This is a genomic window from Halogeometricum sp. CBA1124 (assembly GCF_009741955.1).
In the GTDB taxonomy this organism is placed as follows: domain Archaea; phylum Halobacteriota; class Halobacteria; order Halobacteriales; family Haloferacaceae; genus Halogeometricum; species Halogeometricum rufum.
In genome coordinates, this window is the sequence record NZ_WPCD01000343.1 from 1 (window position 1) to 1,689 (window position 1,689).

General features: G+C 66.3%; 2 protein-coding genes and 1 tRNA gene. All 3 read right to left on the reverse strand.

All coding sequences use genetic code 11. The features are described from left to right. Nucleotides 1–327 precede the first annotated feature (327 nt). The 3 genes from GJ632_RS21315 to GJ632_RS21325 all read right to left on the reverse strand — a co-directional run bounded on the left by GJ632_RS21315 (nt 328) and on the right by GJ632_RS21325 (nt 1,488). Nucleotides 328–888: a hypothetical protein gene (locus GJ632_RS21315; protein WP_191453966.1), complete on the reverse strand. Its 561-nt coding sequence runs from the start codon at nt 886–888 to the stop codon at nt 328–330. Next, entirely contained in the window at nt 885–1,349 is a 465-nt protein-coding gene (locus GJ632_RS21320) for a hypothetical protein (RefSeq protein ID WP_343161312.1), read from the reverse strand. Before GJ632_RS21320 ends, GJ632_RS21315 begins: the two co-directional genes overlap by 4 nt. Before the next feature lie 67 nt (nt 1,350–1,416). Then, a tRNA-Pro gene (locus GJ632_RS21325) sits at nt 1,417–1,488 on the reverse strand. Nucleotides 1,489–1,689 lie beyond the last annotated feature (201 nt).

Here is a 1,689-nt window from a genome sequence, read left to right on the forward strand (position 1 = left end):
GTCGTCTCGGGTGGTGTGTTTCCTTCGCCACAGGAATCGGTCAGGCTGAGACGGGCTCTTTCGAGCAGTCCTCGTGCGAACCCGCGTCTTCTTCGCTTTCGAAGCCGACGCGGCACCAGCGACACTCGGCGACGAACTTCGAGGCCGGTTCTTCGTGTTCGGACTCGTCGTCGCTGCGCGTCCAGGTCGGCGCCGTCGGTGCCGGCGCTCGAGCGGATTCGGTTTGCTTCGGTGTTTTCGACCTCGGTGGTGACGGAGTCTGGTCGTCGGGAGGTGACGGGTTCGGCGCCGGCCGAGGAAGTCGTAGCGGATCGTCGACGTCCTCGGTCACCGTTCGTTACCTCCGAGGTACGGCTTGAGATTCTCCTGCGCGAGCTGTCCAGTGGAGAGACTCGTGGAACCGTAGCCGCAGCGCTGACAGACGACGACGGTCGGACAGACGCCCCGCCCCCACTCGTGATCACGGGGCGGACACGGTCCGAGGTCGGCCCGGCGCTGGAGTTCCTCCAGGACGACAGAGCGATGGTCGATGCTGGCGCGCGCCCTCCAGGAGACGAGCCACACCTCTCGCTGCTCAACGGTCTCGGCGAGCGCCTCGAGGATCTGGTGTCGGCCCCCAGAGGTGACGTACGCGCGGTATCGCTCCTCGAAGTCGACGGAGTTCCACGCGATCGCCTCGACGTCGTCCTCGTCGTTCCGCTCTGCGACGTCTTCGATACGCGACCGAACCTTGAGGAGGTCCTCGGGCGGGGCGAGACCGGGGATGTTGCGGTCGACTAGGTCCTCGGCCCACTCGGGGAGTTCGTCGACGACCGCGAAGACCTTCGCGTCGCCCGCGGGGACGACGTCGTCGTTCGCGAGCGCGGAGAAGTAGGTCTCGCGGATCATCGTTCGACCTCCTCGGGAGTGAAGATGCGACTCCAGGCGAACTGAGCGTACGGCGCGCGCGTGTCGCGGCCGACCCACGAGAACTCGAACTCGTCAACGAGGCTCGCCGGGACGACCTTCATCGAGACGACGTCTCGGGCGGGCGTCGGCTCGCAGACGGCGAAGAGGTAGACGCCGCTGACGTCGAGCAGGTGTTCGTGCTGCGACTGGCGGATGAGGAAGCGTCCGCGGCGCTGGGCCTCTCCGTAGACGGCCATCGCGCTCTTGATCTCGACGGCGACGCCGCTCTCGAGGAGACAGATACCGACGAACGGAAGGTCGGAACTCGGAGAGAGGAGTTCGACGACCTCGGCGTCGTAGTGTTCGGCCTCGGAGTCGGGAACGTAGCGGAGGCCGTCGACGAGTTGGTGGACGGCGGCTTCGGCGGCGTTCCCCCCGCGCTTGGATGGCGCGAGACTCACGCCGAGCACCTCCGCTGAGGGGTGGTGAAAGAACCGGCAAAATGCGCCGAGTCTTTTATATACGCGATGGGACCGCCGGATTCGAACCGGGGTCACGGGCACCCAAGGCCCGAAGTATACCAGGCTAACCCACGGTCCCGCGTCTCCAACTCCGTCCGTGTAGCGGTAAAACGTTTCGTTCGGCGGTCACGCGGGCGGTGTGAGACCCCATATCGCGGCGATACCGACGGTGGTGACGGCGGCGAACAGCAGTTGCATGGGGGGCGCCGACGCGCAGGTAGTCCGTGAACCGGTAGCCGCCGGGACCGTAGACGAACAGGTTCGTCTGGTAGCCGACGGG

What these genes read in the sequence shown, in the direction of transcription:
- GJ632_RS21315 (WP_191453966.1), bottom strand. Translation starts at nt 888, where the DNA reads ATGATCCGCGAGACCTACTTCTCCGCGCTCGCGAACGACGACGTCGTC.